Raw genomic sequence first — 23,583 nt, 5'->3', positions numbered from 1 at the left:
CTCAGCCGGCCTCGGGCTCCAGGCTCATCGGCCCGTACACGCGGCGGTCGCCCTCGTGCAGGCTCACCGCCCTGACCCCGCCCTCGAGCAGGTCGGGGTAGGTCTCGCCCAGCCAGCTCTCGGCCTCGCCCTGCGTCGGGAAGCCCTCGGGACCGACCGCGCGGGCGGCGCCCGAGCGTCCCGTCCCGGAGCGCTCGGCCACCCAGTGCCAGTCGTTCGTCACGGCGTCCTCGTCCCCGGGGCCGGCGCTCAGTAGGCCTGCCCGCGCTTGATGCGCGGCGACGGGATGCGGAAGCGGCGGATCTGGATCGCCCGGTTGGCGCCGTAGAAGGCGAGGCCCTTCGTCGAGGCCCCCGGCATCCGCTTGGCCAGCACCTTCTTGAAGCCGCGCCACATGAGGAAGAGGTCGAGCAGGACGGCCAGCACGTAGACGTACATGACGACCGTGCCGAAGACGGCGGCGCGCGGGAAGATCGTGTTGAGGAAGCTCGACGCCAGGATCAGCACGAGCGCCGGCAGCAGGATCTCGCCGATGCTGAAGCGGTGGTCGACGTAGTCGCGCATCAGCGCCTTCTCCGGGGTGTTGTCCCGGGCGGCGAGCGCCCGCATCCGCTCGGAGCGGTTCTGACGCGAGGCCAGCTGCCGGGCCTCGCGCTTGCTGTAGGTCTGCGTGACGCGCTGGCGCCGGGCCGCCTCGGCCTCCCTGCGGCTGGGCGTCGGCCCGGACTTGCGCCCGGACGGGTCGCGGACCTCGGGGGCCGGCGCCGGCTCGGGCTCCGTGGTCGTGCTGCGACGGAAGAGTGCCACTGCTGCCTCGTGCTCCTCGTACCTCGTGCCGGCCGTGGGCTGCAGGCTGGCGCAGCACCGGACGTCGGCGTCTCGACCCCTAGATCATCCCAGGCCGGACCCTGGAAACCGAAACCTCGCACCCTCCTACCCGGCGCCGGCTCCCACGACGGAGATACGGTGGGGGCCTGTCACGCGGGGGCGCCCCTCCTCGGCGGAGCCTCCTCCGGACGACGCTCGCCCCGCTCCTCGGCCCAGGAAGGACCACCGAGACCACATGGCCGGCCTTTTTCAGCGCATGTCCCTGATCTTCCGCGCCAAGGCGGACAAGACCTTGGACAAGTACGAAGACCCGCGGCAGACGCTGGACTACTCCTACCAGCGTCAGCTCGAGCTCCTGCAGAAGGTGCGCCGCGGCGTCGCCGACGTGGCCACGAGCCGCAAGCGCATCGAGCTGCAGGCCAACGGGCTCTCCACCCAGGCCGACAAGCTCACCCAGCAGGCGCAGAAGGCGCTCGAGGTCGGTCGCGAGGACCTGGCCCGCGAGGCGCTGACGCGACGTTCGGGGCTCCAGCAGCAGCTCACGGACCTCCAGGCCCAGCACGCGCAGCTGCAGGGCGAGGAGGAGAAGCTCGTCCGGGCCAGCCAGCGGCTGCAGGCCAAGGTCGACGCCTTCCGCACCAAGAAGGAGACGATCAAGGCGACGTACTCCGCGGCCGAGGCGCAGAGCCGCATCGGCGAGGCATTCTCGGGCATCAGCGAGGAGATGGGCGACGTCGGCCTCGCGGTGCAGCGCGCGGAGGACAAGACGCTGCAGCTCCAGGCCCGCGCCGGCGCGATCGACGAGCTGCTCGCCAGCGGGGCGCTCGACGACGCGTCGGGCACGAGCAAGGACGACATCACCCTCGAGCTCGAGCAGCTCGCGTCGACCTCCGACGTGGAGGACGAGCTCAGCCGGATGAAGGCCTTGATCGGCCAGGGTCCGAGCGCCGGCACGCAGGCGATCGGCGGCGGGCAGGCCCCGGCCATCGAGTCGCAGCCGACGCAGCAGGCCCCGGCCCGGGCGCGGTCGCTCGAGGACGTCGAGCGCGACCTGCAGGGCCAGCCGGCTCCGTACGAGCAGCAGCCGTCGCAGCCGAACGCGGGGGACCTCCGATGATCGTCCGCATCCTCGGCGAGGGTCAGTGGGAGGTGCCCGAGGACGCGGTCGCCAGCCTCAACACCCTCGACGACCGCGTCGAGCAGGCCGTGTCGCAGGGCGACCAGGCCCAGCTCACGCTGGCGCTGTCGGAGCTCCTCGACGAGGTCCGCTCGGTCGGCACCCCGGTCCCCGACGACCAGCTCGCCGACTCCGACCTGATCCTGCCGGACGTCGACTCGAGCCTCTCCGAGGTCGAGGGACTGCTGGCCGACTCCTCCGAGGGCCTCATCCCCGGCTGACCCCGAGCAACTCGTACGACGCAGAAGCCCCGCCTGGACCGATCCAGGCGGGGCTTTTGCTTGTCAGACGCTCCCTGAGCCTGTCGAAGGGCCACGAAGTGGTCGGCGTCTGTTCAGGGCCCCTGAGAAGCGCCGACCTCTTCGAGGCCCTTCGACGAGCTCGGGGAGCGCTACCACCTCGGCGGAGCCGACTGCGTCAGTCCTTGGTGGTCTCGCCGGGGAGGTCGAGCATGCGCTGCAGGGCGACCAGCGCGTGGTGCTCGGTGTCGGCGTCGACCGTGACCTGGTTGACGACGTGGCCGTCGACGAGGTTCTCCAGGGCCCAGACGAGGTGGGGCAGGTCGATGCGGTTCATCGTCGAGCAGTAGCAGACGTGCTGCTCGAGGAAGGTGATCTCCTGCTCCGGGTGGGCCTTGGCGAGGCGCTGCACGAGGTTGAGCTCGGTCCCGACGGCCCACCGCGTGCCCGGCGGCGCCGACTCGACGGCCTTGATGATGAACTCGGTCGAGCCGACCTCGTCGGCCATCAGCACGACCTCGTGCTGGCACTCCGGGTGGACGATCACCTTCACGCCGGGGACCCGCTCACGCACGTCCGTCACCGCCTCGGGGTGAAGCGGCCGTGGACCGAGCAGTGGCCCTTCCACAGGATCATCTTCGCCGCGCGCAGCTGCTCGACGCTCAGCCCACCGTTGACCTGGTGCGGGTCGTAGAGCACGCACTCGTCGAGGCCGATCCCCATCTCCAGGACGGCGGTGTTGCGCCCGAGGTGCTGGTCGGGGAGGAAGAGCACCTTCTCGCCCCGCGCGAAGGCCCACTCGAGGACCTTCTTGGCGTTGGACGAGGTGCACACGACGCCGCCCTCGCGGCCGCAGAAGGCCTTGATGTCGGCGGAGGAGTTCATGTAGGTGACCGGGACGGTCACGTCGGCGACGCCCGCGTCGGCGAGCACGTCCCAGCAGTCCTCGACCTGCGCGAGCCGGGCCATGTCGGCCATCGAGCAGCCGGCGGCGAGGTCGGGCAGGACGACCTTCTGCTCGGCGCTGGTGAGGATGTCGGCCGACTCGGCCATGAAGTGCACGCCGCAGAAGACGATGTACTCCGCCTCGGGCCGGGCCGCGGCCTCGCGGGCGAGCTTGAAGGAGTCACCGGTCACGTCGGCGAACTGGATGACCTCGTCGCGCTGGTAGTGGTGGCCGAGCACGAAGACCCGCTCGCCCAGCGCCGCCTTGGCGCGCCGGGCGCGCTCGACGAGGGCCGGGTCGGAGGCGGGAGGCAGGTCGCCGGGGCACTCGACGCCGCGCTCGGAGCGGGGGTCGGAGCCCTGCCCGAGCACGAACAGCGACAGCGGCGTACGGGTCGGTGCGGGCGTCGTCGTCACGCCTGAATTCTACCTGTGAGCCGGGCACCGGCCGCTTCGGGCGACGTCTGCTCCGTCACGTGCGCGGCCGGATGCACCCGGCGCTGGCAGGATGCGGCGGGTGCGCGTGCTCGTGTGCTCCGACGCCGTCGGGGGCCTCTCCTCGGCCGAGGCCGGACGCTGCCTCGCCGAGGGCTGGCCGGGGCAGCGGACCGCGGTCGTGCCGGTGGGCGAGGCCGGAGCGGGCTTCGTCGGGGCCGTCGCCGACCGGTGGGGCGTGGCGGAGGAGCCCGTCGTCGTCAACGGCCGGGTCGGGGTCCGCGCCCGTGGGCCGCTCGGGACCGCGCTCGGCCTGCCGGGCGACGGGCCGGGGGAGGGGCCGGTCCCGTACGCGGCCAGCTCGCTCCCGCTGGGCCGCCTCGTCGCCGACAGCCTGCCCGCCACCGGGGCGCTGCTCGTCGACCTGGTGGGCGACGACGTCCACGACGGCGGGGCCGGGCTCCTCGCCGCGCTCGGTGCCGAGGCGGACGTCGACCTGACGGCCGGGACCGCCGGGCTCCGCGGCCTTACCCGGCTCGACCTTGAGGCGGCTCGCGGTCGGCTGGCGGGGACCGACCTGGTCGGCGTCGTCCCGGCCGCGCAGCGCTCCACCCCCCTGCTCGGTCTGCGCGGCATCACCTCGGTCCGCGGGCGGGCGGTCGGTGACGACGCCGAGCCGCTGCTCGCGGCCGACGCGGGCTTGCAGCGCCTGGCCGAGCTGTCCGGCGACGGGCTCGGGAGCGTCCCGGGCGCCGGCGCCTGCGGCGGCACGGCTCTCGCCGTGCTCGCGCTCGGCGGACGGCTGGTCGGCGGGCCCGAGCTCGCGCTGGGCGGCATCACCGGCCCGGTCGACCTCGTCGTCACGGGCTGCTCGGTCTTCGACTTCGCGCACCGCGGGGGCGGGGTGATCGCGGCGGCGGCGGCCCTGGCCTCCCGGCTCCTCGCCCCCTGCGTGGTGGTGGCCGGCGAGGTCGTGATCGGCGCCCGCGAGATGCGCACGATGGGCGTCGAGGCCGCCTATCCGGTGCACGGCTCAGACGACGACGCGCCCGGTGGCGCGGTGGGGGCCGACGAGCTCGCCGAGACCGCTCGACGGGTGGGCCGCACCTGGCGCTGGTGACGCCCGGCTCGGCGGCTGACGTTGAGACCCGTGACACTGTCCTTGCGGATCGCTTGGGCGCTCGTGCCCGACGGATCTACCATGAGACCCGGGAACACGATCCGCCTCGGACGGGTTGCGCTACCCGAGCAGCAGCATCCGGGCCGACGAGGGGAGACCTCATGACCGCCACCACGAACATCGACATCACCACCGCGCCCGCGGACGGTGTCCTCCTGACCGACGAGGCCGCCGGCAAGGTCAAGGCGCTCCTCGAGTCCGAGGGCCGCGACGACCTGGCGCTCCGCGTGGCCGTGCAGCCCGGAGGCTGCTCCGGTCTGCGCTACCAGCTCTTCTTCGACGAGCGCCAGCTCGACGGCGACGTCCGCAAGGACTTCGGCGGCGTGGGCGTCGTCACGGACCGCATGAGCGCGCCGTACCTCATGGGTGCCACGATCGACTTCGTGGACACGATCGAGAAGCAGGGCTTCACGATCGACAACCCGAACGCGACGGGCTCCTGCGCCTGCGGCGACAGCTTCCACTGAGCCGCAACGCCTGACAGGTCTCACGACGCCCTGCCCCCACCGAGTCCGGGGGCAGGGCGTCGTGTTGTTCGGGGGTGTCCGCCTCTGCTGGTGTGACACCGATCCGGCCGGAATCAGGCGAGGCGAGGACAGAACCACCGGAAGCTGACCGACGCCGACCGGGGCGCCGCTGCCTGGACGACCGGAGGCAGGAGGCCACGCGGCACGTGGGTGCCCGAGTGCCTGCTCGCGAGCCTCCTGCCGCAGGGAGGAAGGCAGCGGACCAGAGCCCCGGGCGCGCCGTAGCGAAGCGGAGGCAGACGATTCAGTGCGAGCGGCGGACCAGGAACCTCGGGGGAGCGGAACCGATCAGCTCGTGGCCGCGCATGCGGCACCAGGCGGCGACGTCGGGCTCGGCGGCGGGGTCGTCGGCCAGGAGCTCGACGAGGGCGCCGACCTCGACCTCGGTGATGTGGCGGGCGATCTCGATGATCGGGCGCGGGCAGCGCAGGCCCGTGCAGTCGAGGGTCAGCGCGGGGGCGTTGGCGGTGCTCACGTCGCGCCCAGCCGGGCGCGGATCTCGGACACCACGCCGGGCAGCACGTCGAGGAAGGCGTCGACCTCGGCCTCGGTCGTCGTCCGGGTCAGGCCGACACGCACGTTGCCGTGGGTGAGCGCGCCCATCGCGGCGAGGACGTGCGAGGGGTGCTCGCTGCCGGCGCTGCAGGCCGACCCGCTGGCCACGGCGAAGCCCGCGCGGTCCAGCTCCAGGGTCAGTGCCTCCCCGTCGACGTAGAGCGCCGAGAAGGTCAGCAGGTGGGGGACGCGGTCGACCGGGTCGCCGGCGAGGTCGACGTCCGGGACGCGGCCGGCCACGCCGTCGCGCAGCCGGTCGACCAGGCGGCGCTGCCGCTCGGCGACCGCGTCCCGGTCCGCCACGACGGCGTCGAGCGCCGCCGCGGCTGCCCACGCCGCGGGGACGTCCACCGCCCCGGGCCAGCGCCCCTGCTGGTGGTCGTCGGTCGGGTAGGGCGCACGCCACCGGGTGCCGCGCCTCACCACCATGAAGCCCACCGAGGCCGGGCCGCCGAAGGCCCCGGCCCAGCCGAGCAGCACCGACCAGGCGCCGAGGTCGGTGGTATCGAGCCGGCCCAGGGCGGTGGTCGCGTCCAGGACCAGCGGTACGCCGGCCGCGCGGCAGGCGTCGGCCGCCGCCGCGTACGGCTGGAGCGTCCCGACCTCGTGGTTGGCGACCTGGAGGCAGGCCAGGGCGACGCCGGGCCGGCCGACCGCCTCCGTCCAGGCGTCGAGGTCGAGCCGGCCGAGCCGGTCGACCGGGACCTGCACGGCGTCGCCGACCGCGGCGGCCGCGGCCAGGACCGCGGAGTGCTCGACGCTCGAGGTGACGACCGCGGACCCGGTACGGCGCCGTCCGAGGGCGAGCCCGGCGACCGCGGCCTGCGCGGTGGGGGCCAGCGGACCGGTGAGGACGACCTCGTCGGGACGGGCGCCGACGTGAGTCGCGACACGCTCCCGCACCGCGTCGAGCGCCTGCGAGGCGAGCCGTCCGGGCCGGTGGAGGCGACGTGGGTCACCCCAGCCGGAGGTCGACGCCGTTTGCCACGCCGCACGCGCCTCCGGCAGCGTCGGCTCGCCCGAAGAACAGTCGAGGAACACCGACGAGAGCCCCTCTGCCACACGGGAAAGATAGCCCGGGCGCGCACGGGAGGTGTCGGTCTCCTGCGTTAGTGTGAGGCAGCACGACCCTGCCGCAGGCGGCCCTTCAACCACCTGCGTCACAGGCCTTCCGGCGGGTGCTCCCCGGCGGGAGCGCAGGCAAGACGTACGAGTGACGAGGTCGAGGTCCGCCCGAGGCGGACCCGGCCCGAGGAGAGGCACAGGTGGGCGTGACCAGGCAACGAGCGCGACGCGTCGGACTCCGCGCGACGCTGGCACTGTGCGGCGTCGCCCTCACGCTGCTGGCCGGCTGCTCGGCCGACACCGTCGGTGAGCTCAAGCGGCTCGGGCTGCCGGTGGCTGCCACCGACCAGGCCCCCGCGATCGGCAACCTCTGGATCGGCACGTGGATCGCGGCCGGCTCGATCGGCATCGCGGTCTGGGGCCTGATCGGCTGGGCCGCGCTGCGCTACAAGAGCAACCACAACGAGATGCCCCGGCAGAACCGCTACAACCTGCCGATGGAGATCTTCTACACGGTGGCGCCGTTCGTCGTCATCGGCGTGCTCTTCTACTACACGATCTTGGCGCAGGACACCGTCCAGAAGAACCCCGACCCCGACGTGACCGTCGACGTCGTGGGCCAGAAGTGGTCGTGGAGCTTCAACTACGAGTCGGCCGACATCGCCAGCGTCGGGACCGACGTCTGGGAGTCGGGCACCATCAACGTGCGTCCGACCCTCTACCTGCCGGTCAACAAGACGGTGCGCTTCAACCTCTCCTCGCCCGACGTCAACCACTCCTTCTGGGTGCCGGCGTTCTACGAGAAGATGGACGTCATCCCGGGCCGTGACAACCACTTCACCGTCACCCCCAACCGCGAGGGCGTCTACCGCGGCAAGTGCGCCGAGCTCTGCGGCACCTACCACTCGGCGATGCTCTTCGAGGTGCACATCGTGAGCCAGGCCGAGTACGAGGCCCACCTGAAGACCCTGGCCGACCGCGGCCAGACCGGTCAGGTCAAGGGCGCAGCCATTCCCAACCCGGTCGGCGAACCGGGCAACACGTCCAACCCGGACACCAGCGACGGCGCACCTGCCGGCGTGCAGGGAGGTACGCGATGACGACGCTCCAGCGCACCGCCACCCCCGAGATCGCCCTGCCGAAGCGGCAGCTGGGGACGATCTCGTGGAAGTGGATGGTGACGACCGATCACAAGGTGATCGGGAATCTCTATTTCGTGACGACGATGTTGTTCTTCTTCTTCGGCGGCATTCTTGCCCTGGGGATCCGGGCTGAGCTGGCGTTCCCGGGTTTGCAGTACATGAGCTATGAGACGTACAACCAGTTCTTCACGATGCACGGCACGATCATGTTGCTGCTGTTCGCGACGCCGTTGTTTGCGGGGTTCGCGAACGCGATCATGCCATTGCAGATCGGGAGCCCGGATGTGGCGTTCCCGCGGTTGAACATGCTGTCGTACTGGTTGTTCTTGTTCGGTGGTCTGGTGACGGTGTCGGGGTTCTTGTCCCCGTCGGGTCCCGCGTCGTTCGGCTGGTTCGCCTACGCCCCGCTGAGTGATGCGGTGAACTCGCCGGGTGTGGGTGGGGACTTGTGGATCATGGGTCTCTACATGGCGGGGCTCGGGACGATTCTGGGTGCGGTGAACTTCATCACCACGATCCTGACGATGCGGGCGCCGGGGATGACGATGTTCCGGATGCCGATCTTCACCTGGAACATCCTGGTCACGAGCATTCTGGTGCTGATCGCGTTCCCGATCCTGGCCGCGGCGCTGCTCGTCTTGGAGGCGGACCGGAAGCTGGGTGCGCACGTGTTCGACGCCGGCAACGGGGGGCCGATCTTGTGGCAGCACCTGTTCTGGTTCTTCGGTCACCCCGAGGTGTACATCATCGCGTTGCCGTTCTTCGGCATCATCACCGAGATCCTCCCGGTGTTCTCCCGCAAGCCGATCTTCGGTTACGTGGGCCTGGTCGGCGCGACGTTGAGCATCGCGGCGTTGAGCGTGGCGGTGTGGGCGCACCACATGTACGTGACGGGTGCGGTGAACCTGCCGTTCTTCAGCTTCATGACGTTTCTGATCGCGGTGCCGACGGGGGTGAAGTTCTTCAACTGGATCGGCACGATGTGGGGCGGGAACATCGCGATGCGCACTCCCATGCTCTGGGCGGTGGGCTTCCTGGTGACGTTCCTGTTCGGCGGGTTGACCGGTGTGGTGCTGGCGTCGCCGCCGCTGGACTTCGCCTTGTCCGACAGTTATTTCGTGGTGGCGCACTTCCACTACGTGGTGTTCGGCACGGTGGTGTTCGCGATGTTCGCGGGGTTCTACTTCTGGTGGCCGAAGTTCACGGGTTACATGTTGGACGAGCGGTTGGGCAAGGTGCACTTCTGGTTGTTGTTCATCGGGTTCCAGGCGACGTTCCTGGTCCAACACTGGCTGGGTGTGGAGGGCATGCCCCGCCGTTATGCGGACTACCTGCCGAACGAGGGGTTCACGGTGTTGAACCAGATCTCCTCGGCGGGGGCGTTTCTGCTCGGGGCGTCGATGCTGCCGTTCGTGTACAACGTGTGGAAGAGCAGGAACAACCCGCGGGTGGGTGTGGACGACCCGTGGGGTTGGGGTCGCAGCCTGGAGTGGGCGACGTCGTGCCCGCCGCCTCGGCACAACTTCACCTCGATCCCGCGTATCCGTTCCGAGGCGCCGGCGTTCGACCTGCACCACCCCGAGGTCGCCCTCTCGGAGTACAACGGCTTCGACGGCGAGCTGCGTGACACGCTCGTCGACGCCGCGGACGACACCGGCCGTCCGGACGAGCTGAAGGCCCGCGTCGAGGGCACCACGACCGACCCGGTCGCGGTCTTCGACGAGGACCACCCGAACCAGTCACCGGCCGCGCCGGACGACCAGAGGGACAGGGGCTGAGCACCGATGAAGGCTGAGACCTGGGTCTTCGTGGCCCTGGCGGTGTTCGTCGCCGCCATCACACCGATCTACTGGCTCATGAGCAACGACCCCACGGGGACCGCTGCGCTGATCCTGACGTTCTTCCTCGTGCTGATGATCGCCCTCTACCTGGGCCTCATCGCGCGGCGCATCGACCCTCGCCCGGAGGACAAGAAGTCCGGCGAGATCGCGGAGGGGGCCGGCGAGCTCGGCTTCTTCCCGCCGCAGAGCAAGTGGCCGCTGTTCGTCGCGGTGTCGTTCACGTTCGTCATCCTCGGGCCGGTGTTCGGCTGGTGGCTGATGATCCTGGGCTTCGCCTTCGGCGCGGTCACCCTGATGGGCCTGGTCTTCGAGTACTACCGCGGGGACCACGCGCACTAGACCTATGTCGTTCGCGCCCGGTCAGGCGCTGACGATCACGCCTTCCTCTCGAACGCTGACGCCACTCGTTCGCCGACGAACTCTCGTCTGCGGGTCGAGTGGCGTCACCGTTCGTTCGTCCAGGCGTGACCGGCGCCTGACCTACCCGACGCTCACGACGGCGCAGTCGAGCCGGGAGCCGGAAGAGTTCTGCTCGGCGGCTGCGGGCCGACCACGATCCCTGAGCCTGTCGAAGGGCGCGGGCGACCGCCCGGGCTAGAGGCGGGTCGCCGTCCGGACGAGGTCGGCGACGGTGCGGGAACGGCTGTGCGCGGGCCAGGCGATGACCGTGGTGACGAGCGGGGCGTCCACGACGGGCACGGCCGCGAGGTCGGAGCCGAGCAGCGGGCGTACGGACTCGGGCAGGAGGACGGAACCCCGGCCGAGGCCGACCAGCTGCAGCATCTGGACGTGCTCGTGGATCTCGGCGCCGGGACCGGGCGGGTAGGTGCCGTCGGCCCGGCGCCAGCGCAGCGGCGGGAGCCCCTCGAGGTCGTCCACCTCGTCGAGCCGGAGCCGGGGCCGCAGCGTCACCGGGTGCCCGGCGGGGACGACGAGGACCTGACCCTCGGTGCCGAGCTCCTCGACGTCGAGGCCCGCCACGGAGTCGAACGGGCGGTGCAGGAGCGCCACGTCCGCGCGGCCGTCGCGCAGCATGGCGCCCTGCTCGCCGATCCCGCACAGCGCGACCTCGACGTGGACGGAGCCCGGCTCGGCCGCGTACGCCCCGAGCAGCTTGGCCAGCAGCTCGCTGGAGGCGCCGGCCTTTGTCGCCAGCACGACGGCGGCAGGGCCGGCCGCCCGGGACGCCCGTCGGCCCGCCGCCTCCACCGCGTCGAGCGCCGCCCGTCCCTCGGCGAGCAGGACCTCGCCGGGTCCCGTCAGCGTGACCCCGCGGCTGGCGCGGACCAGGAGCTGCACGCCCAGGCGGCGCTCCAGCTGCTGCACGGCGCGGGACAGCGGGGGCTGGGCGATCCCCAGCCGCTCGGCGGCGCGGCCGAAGTGGCCCTCCTCGGCGACCGCGACGAAGTACCGCAGCTCCCTGGTCTCCACGGTCCGAGGTTAGTCCTGCCGTCATACCGCAGGGGTATCGCGGCTGACCGAAGCGGTCTTGGTGCGCGGCGGCGGCCGAGCCACGATCGAGGCATGACTGAGAAGACGACCGCGCTCGTGACGGGCGCGAACAAGGGCATCGGGTACGCGATCGCGGCGGGGCTGGGCGCCCTCGGCTGGCGGGTCGGGGTCGGCGCCCGCGACCCCCAGCGGCTGGAGGAGGCGGTGGACCGTCTCCGCCAGGGCGGCACGGACGCCTTCGCCGTCCCCCTCGACGTGACCGACGACGCGAGCGTCGCTGCTGCCGCCGCGCAGCTCCGCGACCAGGAGGGGCGCCTCGACGTGCTGGTGAACAACGCCGGCATCACCGGCGGCGGGGAGAACCTGCCGACGACGGCTGACCTCGACATGGTCCGGCGGGTCGTCGAGACGAACGTGCTCGGGGTCGTCCGGGTCACCAACGCCGTCCTGCCCCTGCTGCGGCAGGCGCCCTCGCCGAGGGTCGTCAACATGTCGAGCGGTGTCGGTTCGCTGACCCGGCAGAGCGACCCCGAGGGCGACGTCGGGCCGGTCCACACGGCGTACTCGCCCTCGAAGACCTTCCTCAACGCGGTCACGCTGCAGTACGTCCGCGAGCTCCGCGGCACGAACGTCCTCGTGAACCTCGCCTGCCCGGGCTTCGTCGCCACCGACCTGAACGGCTTCCGGGGCGTGCGGACCCCGGAGCAGGGCGCGCAGGTCGCGATCCGCCTGGCGACCCTGCCCGACGACGGTCCCACCGGCGGCTACTTCGAGGACGCCGGCACCATTCCTTGGTGAGCAGGCTCGGTCGCAGGGCCTGAGGCGTCACCGCCGCCGCGGGACCTCGACGCGGTCGAGGTCCCGCACGGCGAGGACGTCCAGCCCCGGGACGACCTCGCGGGCCTCGTCGGCGAAGACCTGCTCGTCGGGGTGCCGCGAGGAGTAGTGGGTGAGGACGAGGCGCCGCACGCCGGCCTCGGCCGCGATCCCGGCCGCGTCGGCGGCGGTGAGGTGGGCGTAGTCCTGCGCGAGGTGCGCCTCGGTGCGCAGGTAGGTCGACTCGGTGACCGCGAGGTCGGCGTCGCGGCAGAGCTCGACCGCGGCGGCGCAGCGGCGGGTGTCCATCACGAAGGCGAACACCTGGCCGCGGCGCGGCTCGGTCACCTCCTCGACCCGCACCGTGCGGCCGTCGACGACCACCTCGCCCTCGCGCAGCAGCCGGCCGACCTCCGGCCCGGCCAGGCCGGTCGCGTCGAGCCGGTCGCGCAGGACGCGCCGCCCGTCGGGCTCGACCAGCCGCCACCCGTACGCGGGCACCCGGTGGTCGAGCGCCCGGGCGGACAGCACCAGCCCGGGCCACGTGTCGACGACGCCGTCGGCCGCGACCGGGTGCTCGCGCACGTCGGGTCCCGGGCCGGACGCGCTCGAGGTGCGCAGCCGGTCGACGAACTCCTGCCCTGCCTCGGGGAAGTACAGGTCGACGGGCTTCTGCCGCCCGTCGAGGGCGATGCGCTGGAGGACCCCGGGCAGCCCCAGGCAGTGGTCCCCGTGCAGGTGGGTGAGGCAGATCCGCGAGATCGACGCGGCCGGGACCCCGGCCAGCGTCAGCTGGCGCTGCGTGCCCTCGCCCGGGTCGAAGAGGACCACCTCGTCGTCCCACCGCAGCACCGCCGCCTGGTGCGACCGGGTCCGGGTCGGCACCTGAGACGACGTGCCGAGCACGACGAGCTCCCGCACGCTCATGGACGCCGAGCGTACGAGAGCAGCCTCTTCCACCGGTCGGCGAGGCGAGGAAGGATGGGGGCCATGTGCCGCAACATCCGACCGCTGAACAACTTCGAGCCGCCGGCGACCTCGACCGAGGTGCACGACGCGGCGCTGCAGTACGTCCGCAAGATCGCCGGCACCTCGAAGCCCTCCAAGGCGAACGAGGAGGCGTTCGAGCGGGCGGTGCACGACATCGCGCACGCCACCGAGCACCTCCTGGAGGCCCTGGTCAGCAGCGCGCCGCCGAAGAACCGCGAGGAGGAGGCGGCGAAGGCGCGGGCGCGCTCGGCCGCCCGCTTCGCCACGGCCTGACCCGGCGCCCCAACCCGTGACCCGACTCCTCGACGTCGACCACCTCGTGGTCGGCGCCGGCGCCGCCGGCATGGCCTTCACCGACGCGCTGATCGACCACTCCGACGCCCGCGTCGCCATGGTCGACCGCCGCGACGGCGTCGGCGGCCACTGGCGCCACGCGTACCCCTTCGTGCAGCTGCACCAGTCGTCCACCTTCTACGGCGTGGCCTCCACGCTCCTCGGCGGCGGCCGCGTGCAGACCGACGGGCCCGAGGCGGGCCTGCACGAGCGGGCCGACCAGCCGACGATCCTGGCCTACTACGACGACGTGCTGGCCCGCCGGATGGTCGGACCTGGCCGGGTCGAGCTCTTCACCGGGTGCGACTACCTCGGTGGACGGACCTTCGTGTCGCGGGAGACGGGGGAGCGCTACGCGGTCCCCGAGCGCTGCACGGTCGTCGACGCCCGCTACGTCGCGCCGGACATCCCGGCCGAGACCCCGCCCCGCTTCACCGTCGACGGCGCGCACGTCGTCCCGGTCAACGCCCTGCCCGACGCCGGTCCCGCGAGCCGGTACGTCGTCGTCGGCTCCGGCAAGACCGCGACCGACAGCGTCGTGTGGCTGCTGCGGCACGGGGTCGACCCCGACCGCATCCGCTGGGTGCGGCCCCGCGAGCCCTGGATGCTCGACCGCGCGAACGTCCAGCCCGAGCCGACCGTCTACCTCGGCATGGTCGCCGACCAGATGCAGGTCGCCGCGGGCGCGCCGGACCTGCCGACGCTCTTCGCCGGCCTCGAGGAGGCCGGGATCATGATGCGCATCGACCCTGCCGTGACGCCGAGCATGGCCAAGGCGCCCACCCTCGGGCGCTGGGAGCTCGAGCTCTTGCGCAGTGTGGAGGACGTCGTCCGCCTCGGACGCGTCCGGGTGGCCGGTCGCGACCGGCTCGAGCTCGACGACGGGTCGGTCGCGCTCGGCGAGGACGCCCTGGTCGTCAACTGCGCGGCCGACGGGCTCAAGCAGCCGCCGCGGGTGCCGGTGTGGCAGCGCGACCGCGAGAACGGCGCGGGTTCGCTGATCACCGTCCAGCCCGTGCGTGCCGGCTTCCCGTGCTTCGGGGCCGCGTTGATCGGCTACGTCGAGGCGACGCGGGACGACGACGCGGAGAAGAACCGGCTGTGCCCGCCATCGGTGTTCGGCAACTCGCTGGTCGACTGGGCGCGGATGAACGTCCTGGGGTTCCGGGCGTCGGCCGCCTTCGGCGCCGAGCCGGACGTCAAGGCGTGGAGCGACCGGGTCGCGCTCAACCCGGCCCGGGTCGCGCCCGAGCACCCGCGCACGCCGGCGCTCACCGCCGTGCAGGCCAGGCTCGCCGCTGCGGTCCCGCCGGGGCTCGCCCGGCTCGAGGAGCTCAGCCGACCCGCCTGACCGGGCGGGTCGGGCCCTGTCCCTGCGGGTGCCCCCGGTCTAGATTGAGCGCCATGGCGACCGAGGTCCTGCGCTACGCCGCCTTCACGAGCGAGAACGGCCGTGGTGGCAACCCGGCGGGGGTCGTGCTCGACGCCGGTGGGCTGGACGCGGCCGCGATGCAGTCGATCGCGGCCGACCTGGGCTACTCCGAGACCGCCTTCCTCTTCCCGCGCGAGGAGGAGCCGAACGTCTACGACGTCCGCTACTTCGCCCCGGAGCAGGAGGTGCCCTTCTGCGGGCACGCCACCATCGCCTCCGGCGTCGCGCTCGTCGAGCGTCGTCCCGCCGAGGAGCTGGTGTTCCACACCCCGGCCGGGCTCGTCACGGTCAGCACGGAGCGCACCGACCGCGGTCTCGTCGCCGAGCTGACGAGCGTCTCCCCGCGCGTGAAGGCGGCCGACCCGGGGCTGGTCGGCGCCGTGCTGGAGGCCCTCGACTGGCGCTGGGACGACCTCGACCACGACTACCCCCCGTCGCTGGCCAACGCCGGTTCCGAGCACCTCGTCCTCGTCACGCGTACGCGCTCCCGGCTGGCCGCCCTCGACTACGACTTCCACGCCCTGGCCGCGCTGATGCGCGAGCACGGGCTCATCACCGTCCTGCTGGTGTGGCCGGAGAGCCGCAAGCTCTACCACGCGCGCAACCCCTTCGCGGGCAGCGGCGTCGTCGAGGACCCGGCCACCGGCGCGGCGGCCGCGGCGTTCGGCGGCTACCTGCGTGAGCTCCACAAGATCGGCGCGACCGCCGACTTCACGATCCTCCAGGGCGACGACATGGGCCGCCCGAGCCGCATCGAGGTCAGCGTCCAGCGCGGCGAGCCCGGCGTGAGGGTAAGAGGCGCGGCCAGCGCCATCTCGGCCTAGCCAGCCGGCCGCAGAGGGGCAGGACCGCCAGCCGCTCGGAGGACTTGAGAGGGCACCCGGGTCGACCGCGTCGATGCGAGCGCCGGGTAGGTCGGGAGCCGGTCCTGCCTGGACGAGCCCCCCCGGCGGCGCCACTCAGGGCACGGGCGTGAGGCAACCGCAGACGAGTGGCGTCGACGGGGACGAGGAAGGCAGGAGCCGAAGCGGACGACCGGGCGCGAGCATCACCAGCTCGTGCTCAAGGGCCGGCCCTCGTCGTAGCCGGAGCTGGACTGGACGCCCACCAGGGCGAGCTCGTGGAACTCCTCCAGGGTGGAGGCGCCGGCGTAGGTGCAGGAGCTGCGCACCCCGGCGACGATCGAGTCGATGAGGTCCTCCACGCCGGGGCGCTCGGGGTCGAGGTACATCCGCGAGGAGGAGATGCCCTCCTCGAACAGCGACGAGCGGGCGCGGTCGAAGCCGCTGGCGTCCTTGGTCCGCAGCCGCACGGCGCGGGCCGAGGCCATGCCGTACGACTCCTTGTACGCCCGGCCCTGCGCGTCGACCATCAGGTTGCCGGTGCTCTCGTACGTGCCGGCGAACCAGGAGCCGATCATCACGCTGCCCGCCCCGGCGGCAAGGGCGAGGGCGACGTCGCGGGGGTAGCGCACCCCGCCGTCGGCCCAGACCGACTTGCCGAGGGCGCGCGCCGCGGCCGCGCACTCGAGCACCGCGCTGAACTGCGGCCGCCCGACCCCGGTCATCATCCGGGTGGTGCACATGGCGCCCGGCCCGACGCCGACCTTGATCACGTCGGCGCCCGCGCTGACCAGGTCGTCGACGCCGTCGGCCGAGACCACGTTGCCGGCGACCAGCGGCACGCTGCGCCCGGTGGCGTCGGCCAGGCGGTCGCGCACCTCGCGCACCGACTTGAGGGCCGACTGCATCTTGTCCTGGTGGCCGTGGGCGGTGTCGACGACGAGCACGTCGATGCCCGCCTGCAGCAGCGCGTCGGCGCGCCCGGCCACGTCACCGTTGATGCCCACCGCGGCGCCGATCATCAGCGAACCGTCCGGGTCGAGCGCGGGCCGGTAGAGCGTCGAGCGCAGCGCGGACCGGGCGGTCATGACGCCCAGCAGCCGCTGGTCCTCGTCGACGACGACCGCCAGGCCGAGGTGGGACGCGGCGAGCGCGTCGAAGATCTCGCGCGGCGACGTGGTGGCGCCGACGACCACCAGGTCGGTGCTCATCACGTCCTTCACCTGGGCGAAGCGGTCGACCCCGATCGTGTCGGCCTCGCCGACCGTGCCGACCGGGCGTCCGTCGTCGACGACGACGACCTGACCGTGCGCGCGCTTGGGCAGCAGCGACAGGGCCTCGCCGATCGTGGTGAAGGGGGTGACCGAGACGGGGGTGTCGAAGACGGTGTGCGAGCCCTTGACCTTGCGCACGACCGACGCGACGACCTCGGTGGGGATGTCCTGGGGGATGATCGCGACGCCGCCGCGGCGGGCCACGGTCTCGGACATGCGGCGCCCGGACACGGCGGTCATGTTGGCCACCACGAGGGGCAGCGTCGTGCCGACGCCGTCGGTCGAGCTCAGGTCGACCTCGAGTCGCGAGGTGAGCGACGAGCGTCGCGGCACCATGAACACGTCGCTGTAGGTCAGGTCCGTCGCAGGGGGCGGCTGCAGGAAGCGCATGGCCCCCATTCTCCCTCGCCTGCAGGGGCCGTGTCGCCTGCCGTCAGCGCGTCTGCGCCGTGTGACATTCAGGTGAACGTGGCCCCAGAGATTTTTTGGAAAGCATCCTGAACGTTAAAGTCCAGGAGTCGCCTCTCGGCGGCCGCCGCATGGGGTGCGGTGCCACGCAACCTCGGGGAACGCCTTGACCAGCTCTGTCCGACGCGCCGTCGTCGCTCCCGTCTCCCTGCTCGTGTCAGCCGTGCTCACGGCCACCGGACTCGTCATGACCGCCCCGGCGGCCGTCGCCGCGCCGGACCCGGCCGCGGGCTCCGCGCCCGTCGAGGACCGCACGGCCGCCATGGTGACGACCGACCCGCTGCCCACCGCGCAGATCAACGGCGTCGTGTACTCGCAGGTCGTCGCTGGCAGCACGGTCTTCGCTGCCGGCAGCTTCAGCAAGGCGCGCCCGGCCGGCGCGGCCGCCGGCAAGAAGGAGGTGAAGCGCCAGAACTTCATCGGCTACAGCATCGACACCGGCAAGATGCGGGCCTGGGCGCCCTCCTTCAACGGCACCGTGCGCCAGCTCGCGCTCTCCTCGGACAAGAAGACGCTGTACGTCGTGGGCGACTTCACCAAGGTCGGCTCGACGGTGCGCAACCGCTTCGCCGCCTTCGACATCGCCAAGCGCAAGCTCCGGCCGGCCGCCCCGGTCTTCAACCAGCAGGTGACCTCGGTCCACGTGCTCGACAAGACCGTCTACGTCGGTGGCTGGTTCACCACGGTCGACGGCAACCGGCGGTCGCGCCTCGCCGCGCTCACGAGCTCGGGCGCGCTGGTCAAGGGCTGGGCGCCCGTCGCCAACGGCACCACGTCGGCGATCGTCGCGACCCCCGACAAGAAGCGGATCGTGGTCGGCGGCAACTTCACGACGCTCAACGGCGTCGACGCCAACGGGATGGGCTCGCTCGACGCGAAGACCGGTGCCACGCAGCCCTGGAAGATCAACCAGGTCATCAAGAACGGCGGCTCGGGCGCGTCGGTCACCAGCCTGCGGGCGGACAAGGACACGATCTACGGCTCGGCCTACGCCTACCGCGGCAGCCGCGACTTCGAGGGTGCCTTCGCCGCCGACCCGGCCGACGGCAGCATCAAGTGGCTGCAGGACTGCCACGGCGACACCTACGACGTCGCCCCGGTCGGCAAGGTGCTCTACAGCGCCGGCCACGCGCACGACTGCGTGAACATCGGCGGCTTCCCCGACACCCGCTCGACCTCGGCGCGCTACCGCGGCCTCGCCGTCAGCACGGCGGCCAAGGGCGTCGTGACCCGTACGGCGCAGAGCGAGAAGCTCTTCCCCGACTACTCCGGCACGCCCTCGCCGGCGCTGCACAACTGGTTCCCCTACCTGGCGGCCGGCAAGTACACCGGCCAGAACCAGGCCGCCTGGAGCCTGGCATCCACGTCGAAGTACCTGCTCATGGGCGGGGAGTTCACCCAGGTCGGCAGCACCAAGCAGCAGGGCCTGGTCCGCCTCGGCGTCCCCGGCAAGGTCAAGGCCGTGAAGTCCAAGCAGGGCCCCCAGGCGTTCACGGGCGCCCCGGTCGTCAAGGCCGCCACCCCGACCTCGGCCACCGTCACCACGCCGACCACGTGGGACACCGACAACCTCGCCCTGCGCTACGAGCTGGTCTCGGGCAGCAAGGTGGTGGGCAAGGCGACCGCGTCGGACCCGTTCTGGAAGCGGGGGACCGTCGACCTCACGACCAAGGGCCTGAAGCCCGGCCGGCGCTACACCTTCACCGTGCGCGCGGTCGACGCCGACGGCAACCGCCGCACCAACGCCACCGTCAGCCTGTACACCCCGTCGGCGTACGCCGACCAGGTCCGCACCGACGGCGCGACCCACCAGTGGCGCCTCGACCCCGAGGTCACGACCTCCGACCCGGACCGGATCGGTGACCTGCCGCTCTCGCTGGCCGCGGGCGTGACGCTGGGCGCCAAGGGCGCGGTGGACGGCGACGCCGACCCGGCCGCGACCTTCGCCGGCGCGGACGACACGCTGGCCCGCACGCTCACCAACGACCCGGCGGGCACGGGCTCGAGCATCGAGCTGTGGTTCTCGACCAAGCGTGCCGACAACGGTCTGGTGCGTTTCCGCCCGGACGGCAGCCAGGTCTACGTCCGCAACCTGCGCACCGTGAACGGCAAGGTCCAGTACACCGTCGAGAGCGCGGACACGTCCTCGAAGGTCACGCTGACCTCGCCGAAGACCTACGACGACGGCGCCTACCACCACGTGGTCGCGACGCAGTCGGGCTCGACCGTGACGCTCTACGTCGACGGCAAGGCCGTCGTCAGCGGTTCCGGCGCCCCGAGCCTGTCGACCACGGGACGCTGGGGCGTGGGTGCCCAGCTCGCGGGATCGCTCGACGAGGTCGCGGTCTACCCGGCGGCGCTCAGCGCCGCCCAGGTGGCCGAGCACCACGACCTGGCGCAGGGCTGACCCCGCCCCCGTCCCCACCGACCTTGGTGGGGACGGGGACGGGTCCCCGCGGGACCGCCCGTGGACGGACGGCGGACGGTACGATGGTCGGATGGTTGACGCTTCTACTTCCCCGGGGTACGTCAAGGCCGGCGAGGACTTCCAGCGCGACATGCGCTACGTCACGACGCGCATCACCCGCGACGGCTCCGAGGGCTACCCGGTCGAGGCGGGCCGCTACCGGCTGATCGCCGCGCGCGCCTGCCCCTGGGCGAACCGCGCCATCATCGTGCGGCGCCTCCTCGGGCTCGAGGACGCGATCTCGATGGGCCTGTGCGGCCCGACGCACGACCAGCGCAGCTGGACCTTCGACCTCGACCCCGGCGGCAAGGACCCGGTGCTCGGCTACGAGCGCCTCCAGCAGGCCTACTTCGCCCGCATCCCCGACTACCCGCGCGGCATCACCGTGCCGGCGATGGTCGACGAGCGGACCGGCGAGCTCGTCACGAACGACTTCGCGCAGATGACCCAGGACTTCTCGACCGAGTGGACCGAGCACCACCGCGCGGGGGCGCCCGACCTGTGGCCGGACGCGGTGCGCGACGAGATGGAGACCGTGATGAAGCGGGTCTTCACCGAGGTCAACAACGGCGTCTACCGCTGCGGCTTCGCGGGCTCGCAGGAGTCGTACGAGGCGGCGTACGACCGCCTGTGGACGGCGCTGGACTGGCTCGAGGAGCGCCTCGCGACCCGCCGCTTCCTGATGGGCGACTCGATCACCGAGGCCGACGTGCGGCTGTTCACCACGCTGGCGCGCTTCGACCCCGTCTACCACGGGCACTTCAAGGCCAACCGGCAGAAGCTGTCGGAGATGCCGGTCCTGTGGGCGTACGCGCGCGACCTCTTCCAGACCCCGGGCTTCGGCGACACGACCGACTTCCTGCAGATCAAGAAGCACTACTACGTGGTGCACAGCGACATCAACCCGACGCAGGTCGTGCCCAAGGGTCCGGACGTGTCGGGCTGGCTGACGCCGCACCACCGCGAGGAGCTCGGCGGCCGGCCCTTCGGCGACGGCACGCCGCCCGGCCCGGTCCGCGAGGGCGAGCGGGTGCCGGTCGATGCCTCGGCCGCCGCCTGACCTCAGGCGACGGCGGCCTGCGGGCGCCGTCGCCCCTCGCTCGTGCGGGGCGGGGGTGCGGTGGTCGCGCGGACGCACAACCGCGTCGGCAGCTCCACCTGCGGCTGGTCGAGCGGGACGCCGTCGAGGAGCGACAGCAGCATCGCGGCGGCCGTCGCGCCCATCTCGGCCAGCGGCTGACGCACGGTGGTCAGGGCGGGTGAGGCCCAGCGTGAGACCGGGAGGTCGTCGAAGCCGACCACGCTGAGGTCCTCGGGCACGCGCAGCCCGGCCTGACGGGCCGCGTCGACCGCGCCCAGCGCCTGCTCGTCGCTGCCGGCGAAGACCGCGCTCGGCGGGGAGGGGAGCGCGAGCAGTGCCCGCGTCGCCGCGAGCCCGCCCGCGTGGTGGAAGTCGCCGGAGCGGACCAGGGCGGGGTCGAGCGGGAGACCGTGGCTCGTCAGCGCCGCTGCGTAGCCCTCGACCCGCTCCCGGCTGCAGAGCACCTGCCGGGGGCCGCCGATCACGCCGATGCGGCGGTGGCCCAGGTCGAGCAGGTGCCGCGTGGCGGCGAAGCCACCCGCGCGGTTGGTCGCGCCGACGCTCGGCAGCTGCGGGTCGCTCGAGGTCGGGTCGACCACGACGCACGGCGTGCGGGCCCCGGCCAGCAGGCCCCGCTCGGCCGGCGTCAGCTCGGGGACGACCGCGATCGTGCCGGCGCGTCCCGGGGCCAGCACCTGCGCGGTCCACGGGGCGGTCGCGGTCGAGTCGGCCAGCGAGCACACGACGACGTCCAGCTCGCTCGCGGTGACGCCCCGCAGCACCTCCAGCGCGTACGGGCTGTCGAGGGCGGGGAGCACGAGGCTGACGAGCCAGCGCCCCCGGGCGCCACGGTGTGCGGTCGGCTCGTAGCCGTGCTCGTCGAGGACGACGCGCACCCGGGCCCGTGTCCGGGCGGAGACGTCGGTGCGGTCGTTGAGCACCTTGGACACCGTCGCCAGGGACACCCCGGCCTCGGCGGCCACCGCGGCGAGCGTCGGCCGTCCACGTCTGGTCATCGCGTCCTCCTCACGGCACGCCTCGTCGCGCACCTCGCTGCAGGTACCCATCGCACCACACGACCACGCCCTCGACCCCGAAAGTTTTCGAAACATTTCTGACAGGACGGGGTCCACGGAGCTGCTGAGGAGGCTGCGTGACGTACGCCGGAACCACGCTCGGCGGATGCGGGTTCCGTCGATCCACGCTCCCTGAAGACGCTCTTGACGTTCCTTCAGGCGGCACCCTAAGGTCCCTCTCATCGACCGACTCCCGGTTGGACTCCCGAAACTTTCGGAGACTTGTCGGGAGCACCCAGCCACAGTCCGGCCGACGTCGTCGGCGGGTCACCCATGCCTCGATGGAGAGGAACCCCATGTCCCTACGCCGCACCTGCGTCGGCCTGGTCACGGCCGGAGCGCTCGCCTCCGCCCTGCTCGCCGGCGGTGCGCCCGCCGCCGGCGCCGCCACCGACACCACGTCGACCAAGACCCTCAAGCAGCTGGCCAAGCCGACCGGCGTGCGCGTCGGCACCGCGATCGACACGTCCGCGCTGGCGAGCGACGCCACGTACAGCACGGCGGCCGCCGCGCAGTTCGACAGCGTCACGCCCGAGAACGTCATGAAGTGGGAGGTCGTCGAGCCCGAGCGCGGCCGCTTCGACTTCACCGAGGCCGACAAGCTCGTCGCCTACGCCAAGGCCCACAAGCAGAAGGTCCGGGGCCACACCCTCGTCTGGCACAGCCAGCTGCCGGCCTGGCTCACCAGCGGCGTCGAGGACGGCTCGATCGACAAGAAGGCGCTCAAGAAGATCCTCAAGCAGCACATCGCCACCGAGATGGGCCACTTCAAGGGCGACATCTGGGCGTGGGACGTGGTGAACGAGGCCTTCAACGAGGACGGCACGCTCCGCGACTCGCTGTGGCTGCAGCAGCTCGGTCCGGACTACATCGCCGACGCGTTCCGCTGGGCGCACAAGGCCGACCCGAAGGCGATCCTCTTCTACAACGACTACAACACCGAGGGGATCAACGCCAAGAGCGACGCCGCGTACAAGCTCATCAAGGAGCTGCGCAGCGAGGGCGTGCCGGTGCAGGGCTTCGGCGTCCAGGGCCACCTGAGCACCGACTACGGCCTGCCGAACGACATGCAGGCGAACTTCCACCGCTTCGCCAAGGTCGGCCTCAAGACCGCCGTCACCGAGGCGGACGTCCGGATCACGCTGCCGGCGAGCCCGGCCGAGGTCCAGGCGCAGGACAACGGCTACAGCTACATGCTGCAGAGCTGCCTGCTCGAGCGCAGCTGCATCTCCTTCACGGTCTGGGGCTTCACCGACAAGTACTCGTGGATCCCGGGCGTCTTCCCGGGTGAGGGCCAGGCGAACCTCTACGACGAGGACTACCAGCCCAAGTCGGCGTACGCGGCGGTGCAGCGCGACCTGCAGCTCGCCAAGGGCGTCAAGAAGCACTGACGGCACCGACGCGGACGGAAGAGCGAT

The 23,583-nt window shown here is 72.1% G+C and carries 22 protein-coding genes and 1 pseudogene; 14 read left to right on the top strand and 9 right to left on the bottom strand.

Annotated elements, in window-relative coordinates:
- Window position 1: 1 nt before the first annotated feature.
- Window positions 2-223, bottom strand: a complete 222-nt coding sequence (locus BLU42_RS12855) for a hypothetical protein (protein ID WP_231918134.1) — start codon at window positions 221-223, stop codon at window positions 2-4.
- 26 nt (window positions 224-249) lie between these two features.
- Entirely contained in the window at window positions 250-807 is a 558-nt protein-coding gene (locus tag BLU42_RS12850; RefSeq protein WP_157719967.1) for a DUF3043 domain-containing protein, read from the bottom strand.
- Between the two features lie 256 nt (window positions 808-1,063).
- Between BLU42_RS12850 and BLU42_RS12845 the strand changes: the two genes are divergently transcribed.
- Window positions 1,064-1,945, top strand: a complete 882-nt coding sequence (locus tag BLU42_RS12845) for a PspA/IM30 family protein (protein WP_091074948.1) — start codon at window positions 1,064-1,066, stop codon at window positions 1,943-1,945.
- Window positions 1,942-2,226 carry a PspA-associated protein PspAA gene (pspAA, locus tag BLU42_RS12840; protein ID WP_091074946.1) on the top strand — a complete coding sequence of 95 codons (285 nt, stop codon included), beginning with the start codon at window positions 1,942-1,944 and terminating at the stop codon, window positions 2,224-2,226. The genes BLU42_RS12845 and pspAA overlap by 4 nt, the downstream gene beginning before the upstream one ends.
- A gap of 196 nt (window positions 2,227-2,422) precedes the next feature.
- Here pspAA and nadA read toward each other — a convergent pair.
- Window positions 2,423-3,429: pseudogene (gene nadA / locus BLU42_RS12835) on the bottom strand (quinolinate synthase NadA).
- 277 nt (window positions 3,430-3,706) lie between these two features.
- Here nadA and BLU42_RS12830 point away from each other — a divergent pair.
- A complete protein-coding gene (locus BLU42_RS12830) occupies window positions 3,707-4,744 on the top strand; it encodes a glycerate kinase (RefSeq protein ID WP_157719966.1) in 1,038 nt (345 codons plus the stop codon).
- A gap of 161 nt (window positions 4,745-4,905) precedes the next feature.
- Entirely contained in the window at window positions 4,906-5,271 is a 366-nt protein-coding gene (locus BLU42_RS12825; protein ID WP_091074941.1) for a HesB/IscA family protein, read from the top strand.
- Between the two features lie 304 nt (window positions 5,272-5,575).
- Here the strand turns inward: BLU42_RS12825 and BLU42_RS12820 are convergent, their stop codons facing one another.
- Both BLU42_RS12820 and BLU42_RS12815 read right to left on the bottom strand, forming a co-directional pair.
- Complete coding sequence (locus BLU42_RS12820) at window positions 5,576-5,806, bottom strand: sulfurtransferase TusA family protein (protein WP_091074939.1); 231 nt, start codon at window positions 5,804-5,806, stop codon at window positions 5,576-5,578.
- Complete coding sequence (locus tag BLU42_RS12815) at window positions 5,803-6,948, bottom strand: cysteine desulfurase family protein (protein WP_091074937.1); 1,146 nt, start codon at window positions 6,946-6,948, stop codon at window positions 5,803-5,805. Before BLU42_RS12815 ends, BLU42_RS12820 begins: the two co-directional genes overlap by 4 nt.
- Before the next feature lie 209 nt (window positions 6,949-7,157).
- Between BLU42_RS12815 and ctaC the strand changes: the two genes are divergently transcribed.
- Genes ctaC through BLU42_RS12800 form a run of 3 tightly spaced genes read left to right on the top strand, consistent with a single transcriptional unit; the run spans window position 7,158 to window position 10,273 of the window.
- Complete coding sequence (gene ctaC / locus BLU42_RS12810) at window positions 7,158-8,051, top strand: aa3-type cytochrome oxidase subunit II (RefSeq protein WP_456238002.1); 894 nt, start codon at window positions 7,158-7,160, stop codon at window positions 8,049-8,051.
- Window positions 8,048-9,871, top strand: a complete 1,824-nt coding sequence (gene ctaD / locus BLU42_RS12805; protein WP_091074935.1) for an aa3-type cytochrome oxidase subunit I — start codon at window positions 8,048-8,050, stop codon at window positions 9,869-9,871. Before ctaC ends, ctaD begins: the two co-directional genes overlap by 4 nt.
- A gap of 6 nt (window positions 9,872-9,877) precedes the next feature.
- Complete coding sequence (locus tag BLU42_RS12800; RefSeq protein WP_091074933.1) at window positions 9,878-10,273, top strand: cytochrome c oxidase subunit 4; 396 nt, start codon at window positions 9,878-9,880, stop codon at window positions 10,271-10,273.
- A gap of 255 nt (window positions 10,274-10,528) precedes the next feature.
- Here the strand turns inward: BLU42_RS12800 and BLU42_RS12795 are convergent, their stop codons facing one another.
- Entirely contained in the window at window positions 10,529-11,365 is an 837-nt protein-coding gene (locus BLU42_RS12795) for a LysR family transcriptional regulator (RefSeq protein WP_091074931.1), read from the bottom strand.
- A 93-nt stretch (window positions 11,366-11,458) separates the two neighbouring features.
- Between BLU42_RS12795 and BLU42_RS12790 the strand changes: the two genes are divergently transcribed.
- A complete protein-coding gene (locus BLU42_RS12790; RefSeq protein WP_091074929.1) occupies window positions 11,459-12,184 on the top strand; it encodes an SDR family oxidoreductase in 726 nt (241 codons plus the stop codon).
- A 27-nt stretch (window positions 12,185-12,211) separates the two neighbouring features.
- Here BLU42_RS12790 and BLU42_RS12785 read toward each other — a convergent pair whose 3' ends face one another.
- Window positions 12,212-13,129, bottom strand: a complete 918-nt coding sequence (locus tag BLU42_RS12785) for a ribonuclease Z (RefSeq protein ID WP_091074927.1) — start codon at window positions 13,127-13,129, stop codon at window positions 12,212-12,214.
- 63 nt (window positions 13,130-13,192) lie between these two features.
- Here BLU42_RS12785 and BLU42_RS12780 point away from each other — a divergent pair, with 63 nt between their 5' ends.
- From BLU42_RS12780 to BLU42_RS12770, 3 genes are read left to right on the top strand one after another with little or no spacing between them, the layout of a single operon-like run.
- On the top strand, window positions 13,193-13,465 hold the full coding sequence (locus BLU42_RS12780; RefSeq protein WP_091074925.1) for a DUF2277 domain-containing protein: 273 nt from the start codon (window positions 13,193-13,195) through the stop codon (window positions 13,463-13,465).
- A 16-nt stretch (window positions 13,466-13,481) separates the two neighbouring features.
- Window positions 13,482-14,876: an NAD(P)-binding protein gene (locus BLU42_RS12775; protein ID WP_091074922.1), complete on the top strand. Its 1,395-nt coding sequence runs from the start codon at window positions 13,482-13,484 to the stop codon at window positions 14,874-14,876.
- Window positions 14,877-14,929: 53 nt separating this feature from the next.
- On the top strand, window positions 14,930-15,781 hold the full coding sequence (locus BLU42_RS12770; RefSeq protein ID WP_091074920.1) for a PhzF family phenazine biosynthesis protein: 852 nt from the start codon (window positions 14,930-14,932) through the stop codon (window positions 15,779-15,781).
- 224 nt (window positions 15,782-16,005) lie between these two features.
- Here the strand turns inward: BLU42_RS12770 and BLU42_RS12765 are convergent, their stop codons facing one another.
- Window positions 16,006-17,463 carry a GuaB1 family IMP dehydrogenase-related protein gene (locus BLU42_RS12765; RefSeq protein ID WP_091074918.1) on the bottom strand — a complete coding sequence of 486 codons (1,458 nt, stop codon included), beginning with the start codon at window positions 17,461-17,463 and terminating at the stop codon, window positions 16,006-16,008.
- 232 nt (window positions 17,464-17,695) lie between these two features.
- On the opposite strand from BLU42_RS12765, the gene BLU42_RS12760 reads away from it, so the two are divergent.
- Together BLU42_RS12760 and BLU42_RS12755 are read left to right on the top strand one after the other, a co-directional pair.
- The gene (locus BLU42_RS12760) at window positions 17,696-19,948 is read left to right on the top strand and encodes a LamG domain-containing protein (protein WP_231918133.1); all 2,253 of its coding nucleotides are present in this window, start codon (window positions 17,696-17,698) and stop codon (window positions 19,946-19,948) included.
- A 91-nt stretch (window positions 19,949-20,039) separates the two neighbouring features.
- The gene (locus BLU42_RS12755) at window positions 20,040-21,068 is read left to right on the top strand and encodes a glutathione S-transferase family protein (protein ID WP_091074914.1); all 1,029 of its coding nucleotides are present in this window, start codon (window positions 20,040-20,042) and stop codon (window positions 21,066-21,068) included.
- A 2-nt stretch (window positions 21,069-21,070) separates the two neighbouring features.
- Here the strand turns inward: BLU42_RS12755 and BLU42_RS12750 are convergent, their stop codons facing one another.
- A complete protein-coding gene (locus tag BLU42_RS12750; RefSeq protein ID WP_091080395.1) occupies window positions 21,071-22,105 on the bottom strand; it encodes a LacI family DNA-binding transcriptional regulator in 1,035 nt (344 codons plus the stop codon).
- Between the two features lie 356 nt (window positions 22,106-22,461).
- On the opposite strand from BLU42_RS12750, the gene BLU42_RS12745 reads away from it, so the two are divergent.
- Window positions 22,462-23,556: an endo-1,4-beta-xylanase gene (locus BLU42_RS12745; RefSeq protein WP_091074912.1), complete on the top strand. Its 1,095-nt coding sequence runs from the start codon at window positions 22,462-22,464 to the stop codon at window positions 23,554-23,556.
- The last annotated feature ends 27 nt before the right edge of the window (window positions 23,557-23,583 follow it).

Source organism: Microlunatus sagamiharensis (genome assembly GCF_900105785.1).
GTDB classification, from domain to species: domain Bacteria; phylum Actinomycetota; class Actinomycetes; order Propionibacteriales; family Propionibacteriaceae; genus Microlunatus; species Microlunatus sagamiharensis.
Note: the sequence above shows the minus strand (reverse complement) of the source record. Positions and strands in the feature narration are given on the sequence as shown.

Excerpts from the sequence above, each read along its gene's own strand:
- BLU42_RS12845 (WP_091074948.1), top strand. The coding sequence starts at position 1,064 with ATGGCCGGCCTTTTTCAGCGCATGTCCCTGATCTTCCGCGCCAAGGCG.
- pspAA (WP_091074946.1), top strand. The coding sequence starts at position 1,942 with ATGATCGTCCGCATCCTCGGCGAGGGTCAGTGGGAGGTGCCCGAGGAC.
- BLU42_RS12825 (WP_091074941.1), top strand. The coding sequence starts at position 4,906 with ATGACCGCCACCACGAACATCGACATCACCACCGCGCCCGCGGACGGT.
- ctaD (WP_091074935.1), top strand. The coding sequence starts at position 8,048 with ATGACGACGCTCCAGCGCACCGCCACCCCCGAGATCGCCCTGCCGAAG.
- BLU42_RS12800 (WP_091074933.1), top strand. The coding sequence starts at position 9,878 with ATGAAGGCTGAGACCTGGGTCTTCGTGGCCCTGGCGGTGTTCGTCGCC.
- BLU42_RS12790 (WP_091074929.1), top strand. The coding sequence starts at position 11,459 with ATGACTGAGAAGACGACCGCGCTCGTGACGGGCGCGAACAAGGGCATC.
- BLU42_RS12785 (WP_091074927.1), bottom strand. The coding sequence starts at position 13,129 with ATGAGCGTGCGGGAGCTCGTCGTGCTCGGCACGTCGTCTCAGGTGCCG.
- BLU42_RS12780 (WP_091074925.1), top strand. The coding sequence starts at position 13,193 with ATGTGCCGCAACATCCGACCGCTGAACAACTTCGAGCCGCCGGCGACC.
- BLU42_RS12770 (WP_091074920.1), top strand. The coding sequence starts at position 14,930 with ATGGCGACCGAGGTCCTGCGCTACGCCGCCTTCACGAGCGAGAACGGC.
- BLU42_RS12765 (WP_091074918.1), bottom strand. The coding sequence starts at position 17,463 with ATGCGCTTCCTGCAGCCGCCCCCTGCGACGGACCTGACCTACAGCGAC.
- BLU42_RS12755 (WP_091074914.1), top strand. The coding sequence starts at position 20,040 with ATGGTTGACGCTTCTACTTCCCCGGGGTACGTCAAGGCCGGCGAGGAC.
- BLU42_RS12750 (WP_091080395.1), bottom strand. The coding sequence starts at position 22,105 with ATGACCAGACGTGGACGGCCGACGCTCGCCGCGGTGGCCGCCGAGGCC.
- BLU42_RS12745 (WP_091074912.1), top strand. The coding sequence starts at position 22,462 with ATGTCCCTACGCCGCACCTGCGTCGGCCTGGTCACGGCCGGAGCGCTC.